General features: G+C 70.1%; 15 protein-coding genes. 8 read left to right on the forward strand and 7 right to left on the reverse strand.

Going from position 1 to position 17,673, the window contains the following annotated elements; all coding sequences use genetic code 11:
- Positions 1-301: 301 nt before the first annotated feature.
- The 6 genes from rsmG to rpmH all read right to left on the reverse strand — a co-directional run bounded on the left by rsmG (position 302) and on the right by rpmH (position 3,452).
- Positions 302-967, reverse strand: a complete 666-nt coding sequence (rsmG, locus tag ACFU5J_RS01920; RefSeq protein WP_430573607.1) for a 16S rRNA (guanine(527)-N(7))-methyltransferase RsmG — start codon at positions 965-967, stop codon at positions 302-304.
- 78 nt (positions 968-1,045) lie between these two features.
- Positions 1,046-1,579, reverse strand: a complete 534-nt coding sequence (locus tag ACFU5J_RS01925; protein ID WP_430577630.1) for a protein jag — start codon at positions 1,577-1,579, stop codon at positions 1,046-1,048.
- 22 nt (positions 1,580-1,601) lie between these two features.
- Positions 1,602-2,534: a membrane protein insertase YidC gene (gene yidC, locus ACFU5J_RS01930; protein WP_430573609.1), complete on the reverse strand. Its 933-nt coding sequence runs from the start codon at positions 2,532-2,534 to the stop codon at positions 1,602-1,604.
- Between the two features lie 61 nt (positions 2,535-2,595).
- Positions 2,596-2,925: a membrane protein insertion efficiency factor YidD gene (gene yidD, locus ACFU5J_RS01935; protein WP_430573610.1), complete on the reverse strand. Its 330-nt coding sequence runs from the start codon at positions 2,923-2,925 to the stop codon at positions 2,596-2,598.
- Entirely contained in the window at positions 2,922-3,311 is a 390-nt protein-coding gene (gene rnpA, locus ACFU5J_RS01940) for a ribonuclease P protein component (RefSeq protein WP_430573611.1), read from the reverse strand. The genes yidD and rnpA overlap by 4 nt, the downstream gene beginning before the upstream one ends.
- A 3-nt stretch (positions 3,312-3,314) precedes the next feature.
- Positions 3,315-3,452, reverse strand: a complete 138-nt coding sequence (gene rpmH, locus ACFU5J_RS01945; RefSeq protein WP_013840089.1) for a 50S ribosomal protein L34 — start codon at positions 3,450-3,452, stop codon at positions 3,315-3,317.
- Between the two features lie 405 nt (positions 3,453-3,857).
- Between rpmH and dnaA the strand changes: the two genes are divergently transcribed.
- The 5 genes from dnaA (at position 3,858) to ACFU5J_RS01970 (ending at position 9,814) form a co-directional block, all read left to right on the forward strand.
- On the forward strand, positions 3,858-5,273 hold the full coding sequence (dnaA, locus tag ACFU5J_RS01950) for a chromosomal replication initiator protein DnaA (protein ID WP_430573612.1): 1,416 nt from the start codon (positions 3,858-3,860) through the stop codon (positions 5,271-5,273).
- A 631-nt stretch (positions 5,274-5,904) separates the two neighbouring features.
- Complete coding sequence (gene dnaN, locus ACFU5J_RS01955) at positions 5,905-7,038, forward strand: DNA polymerase III subunit beta (protein ID WP_380321040.1); 1,134 nt, start codon at positions 5,905-5,907, stop codon at positions 7,036-7,038.
- Between the two features lie 41 nt (positions 7,039-7,079).
- Positions 7,080-7,976 (forward strand): phosphogluconate dehydrogenase (NAD(+)-dependent, decarboxylating), encoded by an 897-nt coding sequence (gnd, locus tag ACFU5J_RS01960; RefSeq protein WP_430577631.1) that lies wholly within the window; start codon positions 7,080-7,082, stop codon positions 7,974-7,976.
- 31 nt (positions 7,977-8,007) lie between these two features.
- Positions 8,008-9,204, forward strand: a complete 1,197-nt coding sequence (gene recF / locus ACFU5J_RS01965) for a DNA replication/repair protein RecF (protein ID WP_430577632.1) — start codon at positions 8,008-8,010, stop codon at positions 9,202-9,204.
- A 100-nt stretch (positions 9,205-9,304) separates the two neighbouring features.
- On the forward strand, positions 9,305-9,814 hold the full coding sequence (locus ACFU5J_RS01970) for a DUF721 domain-containing protein (protein ID WP_430575325.1): 510 nt from the start codon (positions 9,305-9,307) through the stop codon (positions 9,812-9,814).
- A gap of 84 nt (positions 9,815-9,898) precedes the next feature.
- Here the strand turns inward: ACFU5J_RS01970 and ACFU5J_RS01975 are convergent, their stop codons facing one another.
- On the reverse strand, positions 9,899-11,455 hold the full coding sequence (locus ACFU5J_RS01975; protein ID WP_430577633.1) for an LPXTG cell wall anchor domain-containing protein: 1,557 nt from the start codon (positions 11,453-11,455) through the stop codon (positions 9,899-9,901).
- A gap of 448 nt (positions 11,456-11,903) precedes the next feature.
- On the opposite strand from ACFU5J_RS01975, the gene gyrB reads away from it, so the two are divergent.
- From gyrB to ACFU5J_RS01990, 3 genes are all read left to right on the forward strand, one after another.
- Positions 11,904-14,003: a DNA topoisomerase (ATP-hydrolyzing) subunit B gene (gene gyrB, locus ACFU5J_RS01980; RefSeq protein WP_430577634.1), complete on the forward strand. Its 2,100-nt coding sequence runs from the start codon at positions 11,904-11,906 to the stop codon at positions 14,001-14,003.
- 103 nt (positions 14,004-14,106) lie between these two features.
- A complete protein-coding gene (gyrA, locus tag ACFU5J_RS01985) occupies positions 14,107-16,713 on the forward strand; it encodes a DNA gyrase subunit A (RefSeq protein WP_430573617.1) in 2,607 nt (868 codons plus the stop codon).
- Complete coding sequence (locus tag ACFU5J_RS01990) at positions 16,713-17,630, forward strand: DUF3566 domain-containing protein (RefSeq protein WP_430573618.1); 918 nt, start codon at positions 16,713-16,715, stop codon at positions 17,628-17,630. The genes gyrA and ACFU5J_RS01990 overlap by 1 nt, the downstream gene beginning before the upstream one ends.
- Positions 17,631-17,673: the final 43 nt, after the last annotated feature.

The following is a 17,673-nucleotide window of genomic DNA, read 5'->3' on the forward strand; positions in this document are numbered from 1 at the left end:
GGAGCCCTCCGGGCGCCCAGTCGAGGCCAGGCGCTGTTTCACGTGAAACGTGCGGATCGCTCGCCACGGTCCCGTCGTTGCGCGGGACGTCGTCGACGTGCTCCGTACTCGTGCTCACGTGCCACTCCTCCGGTTCGCCACAGAGACTTCGTGACCGGCCCGACGCGAGCGCTGCCGTCGTCGACCGGATGCTCCGCGCTCACTCTACGGCCTCACGGACGGCGCGCCGGGGCAAAACTCCGGCCGACAGAGATCGATCAGACAGGGCCGGGCGAGCATGACCCGTGGGTCCGCTCCCTGTTCAGGGGCGACGGATGCGCAGGATCGTCGTCGCCTCGACGTCGTCGATCGTGCGGCCCTCGAGGATCTCCGGCTCGGCCGTCTTGAAGGACCGCAGCACCTTGCGTGCGGGCTCGATCTCTCGCTCGACGTTGCGGCCCTTGAGAACGACCATCGCTCCACCGTGGCGCACCAGCGGCATGCTCATCCGCGCGAGCTTGCTGAGGGCAGCCACCGCACGCGACGTCACGATGTCGACCTCGAAGGCGTCGTGGTACTCCTCTGCCCTCCCCCGATCGACCTGCACGTTCGCAAGCCCGAGGTCGTCCACGACCTCCTGGAGCCACGCCGTACGTCGCTCCATCGGCTCGATCAGACGGAAGTCGACGTCCGGCCGCTGGATCGCGAGAACCACACCAGGGAGCCCCGCGCCCGAACCGATGTCGGCGACCGAACGCGCCTCACCCAGGTAGGGCGTCACCGCTGCGGAGTTCAGGATGTGGCGCTCCCAGAGACGGGCGACCTCCCGCGGCCCGATCAGCCCGCGCAGCTCGCCCTCCGCGCGCAGGCTCGCGGCGAATCGAGCGACCAGGTCGTATCGGTCGCCGAAGTACGCACGGACCGCGGCGCTCCGGCCGAGCGCCTCGTCCCGCGCACCGGCCGCACCATCCGTCGCGTCGTCGGTCATCTCGGGCACCTTTCGTTCGTTCGTCTCATGACGAGGGCCCGTCGTTTCACGTGAAACAACGGGCCCTCGAGGTCTACATCAGGACGCGGGGGTCTCTCCCGGCTCGACGGCCGCGGGCTGCACCACGACGTACCGCGCCGGCTCCACGCCGCGGGAGTCGCTCACCAGCCCGGCAGCAGCGACGGCGTCGTGCACCACCTTGCGCTCGAACGCGTTCAGGGGGTCGAGCTCGACCTCCTGACCCGACTTACGAACCCGCTCGATGGCCTCCTCGGCCAGCGTGGTGAGCTCCGCGCGACGCTCGGCACGGAAGCCGCCGATGTCGAGCATCAGCCGGCTGCGCTCGCCGGTGCGGGCCTGCACGGCCAGGCGCGTGAGCTCCTGCAGGGCCTCGAGAACCTCGCCGTCCTGGCCCACGAGCACCGAGAGGTCCTCGTCCTCGTCGGCCACCACCTCGACCGCGGCGCGGTCGTGCTGGATGTCCAGGTCGATGTCACCGTCCAGGTCCGCGATGTCGAGGAGCTCCTCGAGGTAGTCGGCGGCGATCTCGCCCTCTTCCTCGAGACGCGCCGTGCGCTCGGGTCCCTGGTCCACGGGAGTGTCCGTCGTCATCGGTGTCGATTCCTCTCGCTGCTCAGCGGCGCTTCTGGCGGTTCTTGCGCTTGGGCTGCTCGCGCTGCCCGCGGGCCTGCTCGGGCTCCGGCTCGGGAGCGGCCTCGATGGCGCCCTTCGCGGCGGCCTTGCGGGCCTGCTTCTCCTTGAGGAGGCGCTCGGCCTCGGACCCGGGCGCCGGCATCTTCTTGATCGTGTAGAACTGCTGGCCCATCGACCACAGGTTCGAGATCACCCAGTAGATGAGCACACCCACGGGGAAGTTGATGCCCGAGATCAGGAAGATCACCGGGAGGATGTAGAGCATCATCTTCTGCGTGCTCGCCATCGGCCCCTCGAGGGCGGCCTTCGGCATGTTCTTCATGGTCAGCTGGCGCTGGGTGAAGAACATGGTGGCGCTCATCAGCACGATGAGGCAGATGACCACGATGCGCGACGTCGTCGAGTCGGTGGTGCGGAAGACGTCGGAGAGTTGGGCCCCGAAGAGCTCGGAGTGCTCGATGTCAGCGGCGACGCGCTGGTCGATCGGACCGATCGTGCGGTAGGAACCGTCGGCGATCGCCGACAGGTGGTTGAGCACCCGGAACAGCGCGAAGAAGATCGGCGACTGGAGCAGGATCGGCAGGCAGGACGCCATGGGGTTGGTGCCGTGCTTGCGGTACAGCTCCATCGTCTCGCGGCCCATGGCCTCACGGGACGCCGGGTCCGTCTTGCCCTTGTACTTCTTCTGCACGGCCTGCAGCTCCGGCTGCATCATCTGCATGCCGCGCGAGGCCTTGATCTGCTTGAAGAACAGCGGGATCAGCGCGATACGGATGACGATCGTCAGCGCGACGATCGAGAACACCCAGGCCCAGCCCGGACCGTCCTGCATCCCGAGGGTCGTGAAGAGTGCGTGGGCCCCGTACATGATCCAGGCCACGACCCACTCGATGGGGTAGAGGATGGTATCCATCCCGATGTGTCTCCTCTGTCGGAAAAGTCTCTGCGGTCCCCGGCGGCGCGGTCCGGGATGGTCAGTGGCGAGCTGCGCCGCGGTGCTCGTGAGCCGGCGCGTCGACGGCGTCGTCGGCGTGCTTGTCACGAGCGGGCGGTACGTCGTCGACGCCGCCGAGGCTCCAGGGGTTGCATCGAAGGATGCGCCAGAGCGCGAGACCGGTCCCCCGCAACGTGCCGTGCGTACGGATCGCGATGACCGCGTACTGCGAGCACGACGGGTAGTACTTGCAGGTGGGACCCGTGAGCGGGGAGATCACCGACTGGTAGACCCGGATCACACCGATGAGGACGGCCGCAGGAAGGTTCCGCAGCACGTCGCGGCCATGCCCGAGCGTGGGGGCGGTCACGACGCCCTCCGTCCGCGCGCGAGAGCGCGGTCGAGGCTGCTCGCCAGGTCGCGGTCGAGCTCCGCGTACGTGGCGGAGCTCGAGGCCGGGAGCGCTCGCACGACGAGGCGGGAACCGGCGGGGAGCACCGAGAGGTGCCCCGCGGCGGCATGCCGGAGACGGCGCTTCACCTGGTTGCGGTGCACGGCGTTCCCCACGGCCTTGGATACGACAAGACCGACCTGTGGCGGTTCATCGCCCGAGACACCAGAGACACCGGCCTGTGAGCCGGTGTCGGGGTCGACGAGGAGATGGACCACCACGGTCGATCGACCTGCACGCGTGCCGCGGCGCACCGCCCGTTCGAAGTCGACGGAACGGCGCAGTCGGTGCGCCGCGGGCAGCATTCGTCAGGCAGAGAGCTCGGCGCGACCCTTGCGCCGACGGTTCGCCAGGATGGCGCGGCCGGCACGGGTGCGCATGCGCAGCCGGAAGCCGTGGGTCTTGGCACGACGACGGTTGTTCGGCTGGAAGGTCCGCTTGCTCACGAGGTACTCCAAGAAACGTCGGGGAGGCACACCGTCAGTTCCTCGACGATGCCGGTCTTGTTCTCGGTCGACGCACGCGTACAGGACGTGAGGCGTCGACCGGGCCGACCCGAGGACCGGCAGCCCAGTTGTGGGCGCGCGAAAGGACCTGGAACGGCTGTATGACGTTACGCCGTGCGGGCCCCTCAGGTCAAACCCGCCCAGGGGCGTCGCGGCGCCCCCGGTGGCTACGATGTGGAGGACCTCACGCACCACGGCGCGACGTCGCGCCGCCCGCCCCGGTACGGTCGTCACCCACAGCATTGTCCACAGGTTCCACAGCATGTGGACAACGCTGTGGACGGAGTCTGGGCGTGGCAGACTCGCGACCCGCTGCCCATCCAGAACGACAGAAGGACGACGCCCGTGGCCCAGCCGGACGAGAACATCACCGATGTCTGGGCACACACGCTCGCCACCCTCGAGGCACGGCCCGACATGTCGGCCCGCCAGCTCGCCTTCATCAAGCTCGCGAAGCCGATGGCCATCCTCGAGGACACCGTCTTCATCGCGGTCCCGCACGAGCAGACGCGCGCGTACCTCGAGACCAGCGTCCGGGACCAGCTCGTCTCCGCCATGGCGTCGACGCTCGGTCGCGACATCCGGTTCGGCATCACCGTGGATCCCGAGCTGAGCAGCGACACCCTCACCGGCCCGTCCCAGGACTACACCGCTCCCCCGGAGCCGGGAGTCCCCGACGAGCCCGAGGCCCCGCCACTGCCCGCGAGCCCGAAGCAGTCGGCCGAGCCGACCCGGCTCAACCCGAAGTACATCTTCGAGACGTTCGTCATCGGCGCCTCCAACCGGTTCGCCCACGCGGCGGCGGTCGCGGTGGCCGAGGCGCCGGCGAAGGCCTACAACCCGCTCTTCATCTACGGCGACTCGGGCCTGGGCAAGACCCACCTGCTGCACGCCATCGGGCACTACGCCCACAACCTCTATCCCCATGTACGGGTGCGGTACGTGAACTCCGAGGAGTTCACCAACGACTTCATCAACAGCATCGGTGAAGGCCGCGCGGGTGCGTTCCAGCGCCGCTACCGGGACGTCGACGTCCTCCTCATCGACGACATCCAGTTCCTGCAGGGCAAGGAACAGACGATGGAGGAGTTCTTCCACACCTTCAACGCCCTGCACAACGCGGACAAGCAGGTCGTCATCACCTCCGACGTCCCGCCGAAGCAGCTCAACGGGTTCGAGGACCGGCTGCGCTCCCGCTTCGAGTGGGGCCTCATCACGGACGTGCAGCCGCCGGACCTCGAGACCCGGATCGCGATCCTCCGCAAGAAGGCGGCGAGCGAGCGGCTCGACGTGCCGGCCGAGGTGCTGAGCTACATCGGATCGCGCATCTCGACGAACATCCGTGAGCTCGAAGGTGCCCTGATCCGCGTCACCGCCTTCGCGAACCTCAACCGCCAGCAGGTCGACCTCGCCCTCGCGGAGATCGTCCTCAAGGACCTCATCACCGACGACGACACCGCGGAGATCACTCCTTCGATGGTGATCGCGCAGACGGCCGCCTACTTCGGCCTCACGATCGACGACCTGTGCGGGTCCTCCCGCTCCCGAGTCCTGGTCACGGCGCGACAGATCGCCATGTACCTGTGCCGAGAGCTGACCGACCTGTCGCTGCCGAAGATCGGCCAGCAGTTCGGCGGCCGCGACCACACCACCGTCATGCACGCGAACAAGAAGATCGCGGGCCAGATGGCGGAGCGTCGCTCCACCTACAACCAGGTGACCGAGCTCACCAGCCGTATCAAGCAGCAGCACCGCGGCTGACCTGCTCCACGCTCCTCGCGGGCCCGACCACGCTCTTCACAGGGTGGGGCGGGCCCGCAGTCGTTTCTCCACATCACCGCCCACAGCCTCGACCGCGCCAGTCCGCCGATCTGTCGTCGCCGTCCCCATCCCTGTGGACGGACATCGTGGACAACTGGGCGTTATCCCCAGGCAGCGAGATTCACACCTGTGGACAAGGTTGTGGACGCATGTGGACCAGGGGGCCAAATCGGTGGACGACGGCGCCCGGATCGGTGGACGGCTGTGGGTACAGAATCCGTCGCCCACAGGCACAAGGCGTCGTCCACAGCGTCGCCCCCACTGCCTCCACATGCAGGGAAGTGCTCTGACCTGCGGAAACATCCGTCATCCCCAGAATCCACAACCCCTATGACGATGACTAACGTGTTCTCATCAAGAAATTCCCCACGCCTTCATCAGGGCGGCCGACGACCCGACCCACGCCCGAGCACAGGTCCGCAGATCGAGTGCCGAAGATGCCACGTCTCGCGTAGGGTTTGGCTCGGACGACGAGGCGGGTCGGATCGCGTCGGCGGGCCCCCACCGGGTCACAACGACACCCTCGACCGCCCACATCGATCGACAACAAGTCGACAACGCGAGGAGTGGGATGAAGTTCCGGGTTGAGCGTGACGTCCTGGCCGAGGCCGTGACCTGGACGGCGCGCACCCTCCCCACGCGCCCGCCGGCGCCGGTGCTGGCAGGGGTCCGCATCGAGGTCGACACGGCGGGCACGATCTGGCTGTCCAGCTTCGACTACGAGGTCTCCGCGCGCGCCGAGATCCCGGCCGAGGTCTCGGAGCCGGGCACCGTCCTGGTCTCCGGCCGGCTGCTCGCCGAGATCTCCCGCGCGCTGCCCAACAAGCCGGTCGACGTCACGCTCGAGGGCACCAAGGTCGTGCTGACCTGCGGCGCCTCGCGCTTCACGTTGCTGACGATGCCCGTCGAGGACTACCCGACGCTGCCGCAGATGCCGGAGCTCTCGGGCACCGTCACCGGGGACGCCCTCACCCACGCCGTCGCGCAGGTGAGCGTCGCCGCGAGCCGGGACGACACGCTCCCGCTGCTCACGGGTGTGCGGATGGAGATCGAGGGCGAGCGCATCACCCTCATCGCCACCGACCGGTACCGCCTGGCGCTGCGCGAGCTGACCTGGACCCCGGCCACCCCCGGCTACTCCGCGGTCGCCCTCGTGCGCGCCCGCACGCTCACCGACGTCGCGAAGTCGCTCGGCGGTGGCGGCGGCCTGGTGAACGTGGGGCTGTCCACAGGCCAGGGCGTGGACCTCATCGGCTTCGAGGCCGGCGGGCGCCACACGACGTCGCAGCTCGTGGACGGCGACTACCCGCCGGTGCGCCGCCTGTTCCCGGACGCGACGCCGATCCACGCCGTCGTCGCCACCGCGCCGCTCATCGAGGCGGCCAAACGCGTCTCCCTGGTCGCCGAGCGCAACACGCCCATCCGCCTGTCGTTCACCGACGGCCAGGTGGTGCTGGACGCCGGGCAGGGCGACGACGCGCAGGCGTCGGAGGCCCTCGAGGCCGTGCTCGTGGGCGAGGACATCCAGGTCGCGTTCAACCCGCAGTTCCTGCTCGACGGCCTCGGTGCGCTCGGCACCGACTTCGTCCGGCTCTCGTTCACCCACCCGAACAAGCCGGTGGAGTTCACCGGCCAGGAGTCGCTCGACGGCGAGGACTCGTCGGAGTACCGCTACCTGCTCGTGCCCATCCGGTTCGCCGGCTGACGCACGGCAGCCCTCTCGCCCGCACCCTCCTGGAGGTACCCATGGTCAGCCACATCGGACTCGTCGGTCTGGGCAAGATGGGCAACAACATGCGCGAGCGCCTGCGCCGCGGCGGCATCGAGGTCACGGGGTACGACCCGCGACCCGAGGTGTCCGACGTGGCCTCGCTCGCCGACCTCGTGGCCACCCTGCCCGCCGATCGGCGCGTGGTGTGGGTGATGGTGCCTGCCGGCGACCCGACGCGCGGCGTCGTCCAGGAGCTCGGCACGCTGCTGGGCGAGGGCGACGTGGTCGTCGAGGGCGGCAACTCCCACTACCCGGAGGACCAGGCGCGGGCCGCCGAGCTCGCCGAGCGCGGTGTCGGCTACGTCGACGTCGGCGTGTCCGGCGGCGTCTGGGGCCTCGAGAACGGGTACGGGCTCATGTGCGGCGGCGACGCGACGCACGTCGAGGCGCTCATGCCGGTCTTCGACGCGCTGCGGCCCGAGGGTCCGCGCGAGGAGGGCTTCGTGCACGCCGGCGAGGTCGGTGCCGGGCACTTCGCGAAGATGGTCCACAACGGCATCGAGTACGGCCTCATGCAGGCGTACGCGGAGGGCTACGAGCTCCTGGCGGCCAAGAAGGAGATCGTCACGGACGTGCACGGCACCATGAAGGCATGGATGCGCGGCACGGTCGTGCGCTCGTGGCTCCTGGACCTCATGGTCAAGGCGCTCGAGGAGGACCCGGCGCTGGCGGCCATCGACGACTGGGTCGACGACTCGGGCGAGGGGCGCTGGACCGTCGACGAGGCGATCGACAACGCGGTGCCGCTGCCCGTGATCTCTGCGGCGCTGTTCGCCCGCTTCGCGTCCCGGCAGGAGGAGTCGCCCGCGATGAAGGCCGTGGCCGCGCTGCGTCAGCAGTTCGGCGGGCACGCGGTCAAGCCGGCGCAGTGACCCGGCCGGTCGCCGGCCGTCGAGATCGCTGATGTACGTCTCGCACCTGTCCCTGCTGGACTTCCGGTCGTACGCCGCGGCCGACGTCGAGCTCGAGCCGGGCCCCAACGCCTTCGTGGGCCGCAACGGGCAGGGCAAGACGAACCTGGTCGAGGCCATCGGGTACGTCGCGACGCTGAGCAGCCACCGGGTCGCGAACGACACGCCGCTGATCCGCGCGGGCGCCGAGCGGGCCGTGGTCCGCACGCGGATCGTGCGCGCCGAGCGGGCGTCGACCGTCGAGCTGGAGATCACCGCCGGCAAGGCGAACCGGGCGCGGGTCAACCGCGGTCAGCTGGGCCGGGCGCGCGACGTCCTGGGGATCCTGCGCACGGTGCTGTTCGCACCTGAGGACCTGACCCTCGTCAAGGGCGACCCCGACGGCCGCCGCCGCTTCCTCGACCAGCTGGTGGTGCAGCTCCTCCCCCGCGCCTCGGGTCTGCTGAGCGACTACGAGCGGGTGGTGCGGCAGCGGTCCGCGCTGCTCAAGTCGCTGCGCGGCGTCCGCAGGTCCGGGGGCGGGGTTGTGGACACCAGCACGCTCGAGGTGTGGGACGCCCGCGCCGCCCAGCTGGGCGGGCAGGTCCTCGCGATGCGGCTGGCGCTGGTGCAGGCGATGTGCCCCCATGTCGCGGCCGCGTACGAGCAGGTCAGCGACGCGGACGGCGACGCCGAGCTCACGTACCGCTCGAGCGTCCCGGAGGCGGGCGACGGCACAGGGCAGCTCCCGACGGCGGAGGACCTGGAGAAGGCGATGCTCGCGGCGATGGCCGCCGCGCACCCGCAGGAGCTCGAACGCGGCGTGAGCCTGGTCGGCCCGCACCGCGACGACCTGGTGCTCACCCTGGGCGGGCTGCCCGCCAAGGGGTACGCCAGCCACGGCGAGTCGTGGTCGTTCGCGCTGGCGTTGCGACTGGCGTCGTACCGGCTGCTCGGTGGCGGCGACGATCCGGAGCACGTGCCCGACGCCGCGTTCTGGGACCCCGACCTCGACACCGACGCCGACCCGGTGCTCATCCTCGACGACGTGTTCGCCGAGCTGGACGTGCGCCGTCGGGAGCGGCTCGCGGAGCTCGTCGCGCCGGCGCGCCAGGTGCTCGTGACCGCGGCCGTGCCCGGCGACGTCCCCGAGGGGCTCATGGGCGCGCGGTTCGAGGTGACCCCGGGACAGGTGCGTCGTGCGGGGTGACGACGACGCCGTGGACGACGGTCCGGAAGGTGTCTCCGACGGCGTCGGGGACGAGCCGCCCGGCCCGCGCTCCCGGCCCGACGCCGACCCCCGGCCGGTGCTGGACCGCACGGAGCTGACGCCGCCCTCGGCGGTGGCCCGCGAGGCCCTCAACCGCGCCAAGGCTGCCGCCCGTGCCAAGGGCCTGCGTCCCGGCTCGCCGGCGCGCCGCTCCCCCCTCGCGGAGCCGCGGATGTCGGGCCAGGGGCCGGGGGCGCGCGACCCGCAGCTGCTGTCCGAGGTGATGGGCCGCCTCATGCGGGACAAGGGCTGGACGGCGGACGTCTCCGTGGGCGGCGTCATCGGCCGCTGGCGGGAGGTCGTGGGCGACCAGGTCGCGGACCACTGCCAGCCGGAGACGTTCGAGCAGAAGGTCCTGGTGGTGCGTGCGGACTCGACGGCGTGGGCGACGCAGGTGCGCCTGCTCGTACCCACGCTGCTGAGACGTCTGGCCGAGGAGGTCGGCGAGGGCGTGGTCGAGCAGGTCACGGTGCTGGGCCCGGCAGGTCCGGGGTTCCGGCGCGGGCGCCGTTCCGTGCGCGGGCCGGGGCCGCGAGACACCTTCGGCTGAGTCCGGGCCTTGCGGGGCGACCCGCGTGGTGGAACGACGAAGGCCCGGTCGCCGTGCGACCGGGCCTTCGTCGTGCTCAGCGCGTCAGTGCTGCACGCGGCGGCGCAGCCAGAATAGCGCGCCACCGCCGGCGACCAGCAGCAGGGCCAGGCCGGTGATCACGCCGACCGTGGCGCCGGTCTGCGGCAGGCTGTCGGCGCCGCCCGCGGCGTCGTCCGACGGCGTGTCCACGGAGTCCGCGACCGTCTCGGTGTCGGGGCCGCCGACGCCGATCGGGTTGGCGCACTCGGACGAGGCCGGCGGGTAGTCGACCACGGTGGAGTACTCCGGGTTGACCTCGAACAGCACCTGCACGCCGTCACGGGTCCAGGCGTAGTTCCCGTCCGTCTCGACGTAGGAGCCGTCGTCCTGCTGCTCCCAGCCCGGCCACTGCTTCGGCGCGGTGTCCGTGGCGCCCGGCCAGAGGAGCCGGCCCTCGAGCGGCTGGTCCGCGGCCACGTAGTCCTCGCCGCCGTCCGGGTTGATGAACGTGATCGTCAGCGGCGTGTCACCGTCGACCTCGACGCCCTCCGGCAGGGAGACGCCGTACGAGAGGTACGGGGTGTCGCCGTCGCAGACGGCGGCGATGTCACCGGGGACCAGCGCGCAGTCCTCCGCGGCCGGGACCAGCTCCGCGATCGGGAAGATCACGTCACCGCCCTCGGTACGCGTGTAGCCGGCGAGGTCCTCGCCGAACGTGTGACCCTTCGTCGGCACCGCGAGGACGCCCTGCTCCGTGCGCAGGTACGTGATCTCGGCGCTGTCCGCGGGAAGGATCACGTCGGACGAGTCCGCACCGCAGACCTCGAGCGCCGCCGGCGCCTGCGGCACGACGACCTGGGGCTCCTCGACCTCGGGAACCTCGGGGACCTCGGGCTCGGTCGGCGTCGCGCAGTCCTCGGCGGTCGGGAGCTCGATGCCGAAGTCGCTCAGCTCCTGGTGCTGCCAGTCGACGAGGTGCCCGTCCATGGAGGACCCGTCGGGGTACGTGATCGTGTCGGGCATCGTGTAGTCGTCGGGCCCGCCGCGCACCAGGTCCTGCTGGATGCCCCAGCCGGTGCACAGGTCGATGTCGTCGAGCGCGTCGGTCTCAGGGAGCTCCGTGTACCAGTGCTCGTCGTTGGTGAGCTCGTCCTCGGGGAGGGTGAGCGTCGTGGTGCCGAGCAGCTCCTGCTTCCCGGAGTTCTCCCACGCGGCGCCCTTGTCCTTGTCGAGCTTGGGGTACAGGTAGATGCCCACCTGGACCTCGGTGCCGTGCGGCGGCTCCGGCGTCGTGGGCGTGCAGGCCTCGGTGACGCCGCGCTCGTGGGCGTCGTACCGGTCGCCGTCGTGGGCGTCGACGTCCACGGTCCACTCGTGCCCCGTCGATCCGTCGAGCTCGAACGTCCGGTGCCAGGAGTCGCCGAAGCCCTCGCCGGCGACCTTCTTCCCGTCGATGGTGACGACGACGTCGGCACCCCGGTACTGGGTGAGGTTCACCTCCAGGCTGGTGCAGGTGTCCTTGACACGGGGGGTGTGGGCGGAGGCCGGCGCCGCGATGGCGACCAGCATCCCGCCGACGGCGAGCGTCGTCGCGGCGACGCCCGCCAGGATCCTCTTCACAGTGGTGTTGTCCCTTCGGTGGTTGACGGCGCGCGGAGACCGACGCCGATCGACGTGCGAGATGGGGATTCGTGGGGTAGTACACCAGTTTTTGGAGTAAATCGGGAGAGTCGTTGATAACGGTCAGAGCACGAAAGCCGGACACATCACCATGAGTGGTGCTCATCCCCCACCAGGTGTGGACAAGCCTGGGGAAAACCCTGTGGACAAGTACCCGCGGCAGGGCCCGTCCACCGCCTGTGGACAACGTGTGCGGAACTTCTCCCCAACGGCGTCAATCCGCCGTTTCCTTGCCTCCGGCAGGTAGACTGGGAAGGTCATTCCGGGTCGTGGTCCGACCTCTCTCGCACGGCTCGGTCGGGTGCGTGCCCGGAACCTGAGAGCCGCGCCGCGCGCACACCGCACGAAGCGCCGGCGCGTGCACGACGACCGAGGAGCAGCTCCGCCTGTGGCAGACCGAACCGACACCCCCCGTCCTGATGCTGTCGCCGCCGACGGAGCCACCGGACCGGGGAACGGGTACGACGCCGGCAACATCACCGTCCTGGAGGGCCTCGAGGCCGTCCGCAAGCGCCCGGGCATGTACATCGGCTCCACCGGTGAGCGCGGCCTCCACCACCTGGTGTACGAGATTGTGGACAACTCTGTGGACGAGGCCCTGGCCGGCCACGCCGACACCGTCGAGGTGACACTGCTGGACGACGGCGGCGTCCGCGTCCGCGACAACGGTCGCGGCATCCCCGTCGCGATGCACCCCACCGAGGGCAAGCCCACGCTCGAGGTCGTCATGACGATCCTGCACGCCGGCGGCAAGTTCGGCGGCGGCGGGTACGCGGTCTCCGGCGGCCTGCACGGCGTGGGCATGTCCGTGGTCAACGCGCTGTCCACGCGCTTCGTCTCCGAGGTGAAGCGCGACGGCTACCACTGGCAGCAGGAGTACCGCGACGGCGGCGAGCCGGTCACGGGCGTCCAGCGGCTCGAGCCGCTGGCCGACGGCGAGTCCACCGGGACGACGCAGACCTTCTGGGCCGACGGGTCGATCTTCGAGACCACCGACTACGACTTCGAGACGCTGCGCTCGCGCTTCCAGCAGTACGCCTTCCTCAACAAGGGCCTGCAGATCACGCTGCGCGACGAGCGCGCCGGCCACGTCGTCGCGGACGACGAGGTGGTCGGGAAGCCCGCGTCGGAGGTTTCCGTCACCGCCGCCGACGGAGGGACCGGCCCCGAGGCCGCGAACCCCGTGCGCACCGTGACGTACCGCTACGACAACGGCCTCACGGACTACGTGGCGCACATCAACGCGGCCAAGAAGTCCGAGCTCATCCACCCCGAGATCATCGACGTGGAGGCGGAGGACACCGAGCGCAAGATCTCGGTGGAGATCGCGATGCAGTGGACCAGCTCGTACAGCGAGTCGGTCCACACCTTCGCGAACACCATCTCCACCACCGAGGGTGGCACGCACGAGGAGGGCTTCCGCGCGGCGCTCACCACGCTGGTGAACAGCTATGCCCGCGAGAAGACGATCATCAAGGAGAAGGAGGACAACCTCACGGGTGACGACATCCGCGAGGGCCTGACCGCCGTCATCTCCGTCAAGCTCGGCGAGCCGCAGTTCGAGGGCCAGACGAAGACCAAGCTCGGCAACACCGAGGCCAAGACGTTCGTGCAGCGCGTGGTCCGCGAGAAGCTCGTGGACTGGTTCGACGCGCACCCCACGGAGGCGCGAGACATCATCCGCAAGGCGGTCCAGGCGTCGCAGGCCCGTATCGCGGCCCGCAAGGCCCGCGAGGCCACGCGCCGCAAGGGGATCCTGAGCTCGGGCGGGATGCCCGGCAAGCTCAAGGACTGCCAGTCCAACCGTGCGGAGGACTGCGAGGTCTACATCGTGGAGGGCGACTCGGCCGGCGGTTCCGCCGTCCGGGGTCGCAACCCGCACAACCAGGCGATCCTGCCGCTGCGCGGCAAGATCCTGAACGTCGAGCGGGCGCGCCTGGACAAGGCGCTCTCCAACCAGGAGATCCAGTCCCTGATCACGGCGTTCGGCACCGGCATCGGCGAGGACTTCGACCTCTCCAAGCTCCGGTACCACAAGATCGTGCTCATGGCCGACGCCGACGTCGACGGCCAGCACATCTGCACCCTGCTGCTCACGCTGTTGTTCCGGTACATGCGCCCGCTCATCGAGCACGGCCACGTGTACCTCGCGCAGCCGCCGCTGTACCGGCTCAAGTGGTCCAACGCGCCGCACGACTACGTGTACTCGGACCGCGAGCGGGACGCCTTCCTCAAGGAGGGGATCGCGGCGGGCAAGCGGATCCCCAAGGAGAACGGCATCCAGCGGTACAAGGGCCTGGGCGAGATGGACTACACCGAGCTCTGGGACACCACGATGGACCCGGAGCACCGCACGCTGCTGCAGGTCACCATGGACGACGCGGCCGCGGCCGACGAGATCTTCTCGGTGCTCATGGGCGAGGACGTCGAGTCCCGCCGCAGCTTCATCCAGCGCAACGCCAAGGACGTCCGTTTCCTCGACATCTAGCGGTACGGACACCGTCGTACAGAACGTGCGACTGCTGTTGTACATCGAGCTCGAGGACACGGAACCCGCGCCCCGGCGGCGCAGGACAGGAAGAAGGTAGACGGTGACGGACGAGACCCCCGGTCCCGACATGACGGACGGCGCCCCCGGCGACGAGGCGATCGAGACGACGGACGGCCAGGTCGCCGTGCAGCACGGCCGCATCGACCAGGTCGACCTGCAGCTGGAGATGCAGCGCAGCTATCTCGACTACGCGATGAGCGTCATCGTCGGGCGCGCGCTGCCGGACGTGCGGGACGGCCTCAAGCCGGTGCACCGCCGCGTGCTGTACGCGATGTACGACGGCGGTTACCGCCCCGACCGCGCGTACTCGAAGTGCTCGCGCGTCGTCGGCGACGTCATGGGCAAGTTCCACCCGCACGGCGACACGGCGATCTACGACACGCTCGTGCGCCTCGTGCAGGACTGGGTGCTGCGGTACCCGCTCGTCGCGGGACAGGGCAACTTCGGCTCCCCCGGCAACGACCCGGCCGCGGCGCCGCGGTACACCGAGTGCCGCATGGCCCCGCTGGCCATGGAGATGGTCCGGGACATCGACAAGAACACGGTCGACTTCCAGGACAACTACGACGGCCGCACGCAGGAGCCCGTCGTCCTGCCCGCCCGCTTCCCGAACCTGCTCGTCAACGGGTCCGCCGGCATCGCGGTGGGCATGGCGACGAACATCCCGCCGCACAACCTGCGCGAGGTCGCGGAGGGCGTGCGCTGGCACCTCGCGAACCCCGACGCGTCCCGCGAGGAGCTCCTCGCCGCCCTGATGCTGCGCATCAAGGGTCCGGACTTCCCCACCGGCGCCACGATCCTCGGCACCAAGGGGATCGAGGAGGCGTACCGAACCGGGCGCGGGTCGATCTCCATGCGCGCCGTCGTGAACGTGGAGGAGATCCAGAACCGGATCTGCCTCGTCATCACGGAGCTGCCGTACCAGGTCAACCCGGACAACCTGGCGTCGAAGATCGCCGACCTCGTCAACGACGGCAAGCTCGCCGGCATCGCGGACATCCGCGACGAGACCTCGGGCCGCACCGGCCAGCGCCTGGTCATCGTGCTCAAGCGCGACGCCATCGCCAAGGTCGTGCTGAACAACCTCTACAAGCACACGCCGCTGCAGTTCAGCTTCGGCGCGAACATGGTGGCGCTCGTCGACGACGTGCCGCGCACGCTCAGCCTCGACGCCTTCGTGCGGCACTGGACCACGCACCAGATCGAGGTCGTGCGCCGGCGCACCGAGTACCTGCTGGCCGAGGCCGAGCGCCAGATCCACATCCTGCGCGGCTACCTCAAGGCCCTCGACGCGCTCGACGAGGTCATCGCGCTCATCCGCCGCTCCCCCGACGTCGAGCAGGCCCGCAGCGGGCTGATGGAGCTGCTCGACGTCGACGAGCAGCAGGCCAACGCGATCCTCGCCCTCCAGCTGCGCCGCCTCGCGGCTCTGGAGCGCCAGAAGATCATCGACGAGCACGACGCGCTGCAGCGGGAGATCGAGGACTACAAGGACATCCTCGCGAAGCCGGAGCGCCAGCGGACCATCGTCCAGGACGAGCTCGACGACATCGTCGAGCGCTACGGCGACGAGCGCCGCACCACGATCCTGCCGTTCGACGGCGACATGTCGGTCGAGGACCTCATCCCCGAGGAGGAGGTCGTCGTCACGATCACGCGCGGCGGGTACGCCAAGCGCACGCGATCGGACAACTACCGGGCGCAGCGCCGCGGCGGCAAGGGCGTGCGCGGCGCGGCCCTGCGCGAGGACGACATCGTCGAGCACTTCTTCGTCACGACGACGCACCACTGGCTGCTGTTCTTCACCAACCTCGGCCGCGTGTACCGGGCCAAGGGGTACGAGCTGCCGGAGGGCGGCCGCGACGCCAAGGGCCAGCACGTGGCGAACATGCTGGCCTTCCAGCCGGGTGAGCGGATCGCCCAGGTGCTGGACCTGCCGGACTACGAGGCCGCGGACCACCTGGTCCTCGCGACCCGCCGCGGCCTGGTGAAGAAGACGCGCCTCGGCGAGTACAACTCGCCGCGCTCGGGCGGCCTCATCGCCATCAACCTCCGCGAGGACGAGCAGGGCAACCCCGACGAGCTCGTCGCCGCGCGTCTGGTCAACGCGGACGACCACCTGATCCTCGTGTCGCGCAAGGGCCAGTCGATCCGGTTCCCCGCCGACGACGACACGCTGCGCCCGATGGGCCGTGCCACGTCGGGCGTCACCGGCATGAAGTTCCGGGAGGACGACGAGCTGCTCAACGCGGACGTCGTGACGCCCGGCACGGACCTGTTCGTGGTGACCGAGGGCGGCTTCGCCAAGCGCACCGCGATCGGCGAGTACCGGGTGCAGGGACGGGCCGGCTACGGCATCAAGGTCGCCAACCTGGTCGAGGCTCGTGGAGACCTCGTGGGGGCCCTGGTCACAGAGGCGGACGACGAGGTGCTCGTCATCATGGAGCGTGGCAAGATCGTGCGCTCGGCGGTCGCAGAGGTGAACCTCACCGGCCGTACCACGCAGGGCGTGACCTTCGCCAAGCCCGACCGCGGCGACCGCATCATCGCGGTGGCCCGGAACGTCGAGCGTCGTGCTGACGACGAGTCGGTTAGCGTGGACGAGCAGGCCGCCGACGAGCAGACCACGAGCGGGGACGAGGACTGATGACGGAGAACCACGCGTCGACCAGGGCGTCGTCGGCGCCTCCCGTGCGGGGGGCCGAGATCGACGACGCCACGCACCGGCGGGCGCCCGTGCCTCCGCCTCCGCCTGCGCCCGGGTCCACGTCGCGCGGCGTGACCGTCGGTGGCGCGGCGGCGCAGCGGGGCTCCTCGGCCACCTCCGCCCCGGCGTCGTTCCAGACGACGCAGGTGCAGGCCGCCGTACCTGCGCCGGCTCCCGAGGCGCCGGCCACGGCGTCCGCTGCCGCACAGGCTCCCTCGCAGGGCGCGTCGCCGGTCAAGGAGGGCGCCGTCAAGGCGGCCGCCGCGGCTCTCGCCGCGGCACGCAACGCCGCGAAGAAGGTCCAGTCCGTCATGCCGGACGGTTCGGCCAAGGACCAGGAGCCGACCGGCAACGGCGCGGCGCCGGCGGCGAAGCCCCGGCAGGCCGAGCCGCGCCCGGAGATGCACTACTCCGCGGGCGGGGTGCACGGCACCGCGGCCCCGACGCCGGCGCCCGCCGCCGCGGCGCCGATGGTCGGTGCGGGCGTGGCCGGCAACGGCCCGCGCCGCGTGCGCCTGTCGGTCTCCCGTGTCGACCCCTGGTCGGTCATGAAGCTCGCGTTCCTGCTGTCAGTCGCGATCGGCTTCATCATCGTCGTCGCCACGATGGTCGTCTGGTACGTGCTGAACGACATGGGCACCTTCGCCACGATCCAGTCCTTCATGAGCGACACGATCGGCCCGCAGGCCGTGAACCTCATGCAGTTCGTGAAGTTCGACCGTGTCGTGTCGCTGTCGGTGCTGATCGCCATCGTCAACGTGGTGCTGATGACCGCGCTGGCCACGATCATGGCCATCCTCTACAACATCACGGCCGCGCTGGTCGGCGGCGTGCACCTCACGCTCACGGACGAGTGACCCCTCGCCCCGGACCGGGACCGACGTCACACCACGTGAGGGC

The organism is Isoptericola sp. NPDC057559 (assembly GCF_042801555.1).
Lineage (GTDB): Bacteria > Actinomycetota > Actinomycetes > Actinomycetales > Cellulomonadaceae > Isoptericola.